The following is a 1,149-nucleotide window of genomic DNA, read 5'->3' as shown; positions in this document are numbered from 1 at the left end:
CAGCAGCTTTAATAATTGCCTCTTTAAGAAGACGTGTATTCTTATTGGGCACACCTTTAACACGCCCTTGACCAGCATTAGGAGGCAGAGGCTTTTTGATCGGTTGTAAAACCTGCTTTGTGTTTTCTGATGTCATAAATTCCTCCCTCCAGATAATAAAAAACCCCGCATTTGCGGGGCTTTAAACTGTATCCAACCCTCATTTAGATACAATACGACTAGTGCCGTAATTGTCATTAAATACGATTTGCATCACTTTGTCAACACAAAAATAACACATATTGATAACTTTAAAGGGAATCAATTATAAAAGTGGATACATTCTAAACAATAAATACCGAGAAAGTAATATTTATGACTACGATGTTTGTAACGTTAGATCCACTTCCAGTAACAATAAGCCCCCTATTAGCAGCGTTTACGTTAATAGTTTCATTTTATCCATTAGTATTTGGATTATATATTTTTTTTGACTCTTCTTCTTACAAAGACTATACTTTTCTAATAATAGTGATATTTTCTTTGTGCTTGCTAGGGTTATTAGTAACCATAATTCCATGGTATACGGTATTTATCGTAATTGGAATAATAATAATGCTTTTCGGATTGATAAGTGGGCTTTTATTCCCTGATTACACCGATGGGTGTGGTATAAAGCTTCTAGCAATTCTTATGATAATTTGGCTAATTGCAGAGCTTCTTATCGGATATCATGGGAACTAATCTTTTTATAAACTTTTATGAAAAATACTTCTGAAGTGCATTAAGAGCAACTCGCAGTGAGTTCACAAGATGCGGTAATTCTTGATCTTCTATAGCGAGGTACTGTAGCGCAGCGTAAAGATTGTACTGTCTATAGAGATTTTGCGCTTCTTTTATTGCCTCGTGAACAGATTGATAATGACGCGTTGCTTTTTCAACCCACTGTTCAAGACTATTAGGGTCTGAATTTGTAGAAACATCATCATAAATAGCACTAGGCAAGCCCTTTGCACAAAGGTAGTTATTTCGTATCTGCAGGTACTGTTGTGCGGCGTCATATTGCTCTTGAGTAAGTACACCTTGCAAGCAAAGCCGCCCTATATAGGTACCAGAAAGCGGATTTTTAGCCTCTTGTAAGCTTAAACAGAAGCGCTTTGCACGCATTTC

1 protein-coding gene is annotated in these 1,149 nt (G+C 36.5%); it reads right to left on the bottom strand.

Going from position 1 to position 1,149, the window contains the following annotated elements; translation table 11 throughout:
- Positions 1-738 precede the first annotated feature (738 nt).
- A partial coding sequence (locus tag PVV68_RS10455) for a hypothetical protein (protein WP_273722147.1) occupies positions 739-1,149 on the bottom strand: 411 nt, incomplete at its 5' end.

The sequence above is a fragment of the Bartonella sp. ML69XJBT genome, from assembly GCF_028618515.1.
In the GTDB taxonomy this organism is placed as follows: domain Bacteria; phylum Pseudomonadota; class Alphaproteobacteria; order Rhizobiales; family Rhizobiaceae; genus Bartonella.
This window is presented reverse-complemented; position numbering and strand designations above follow the sequence as displayed.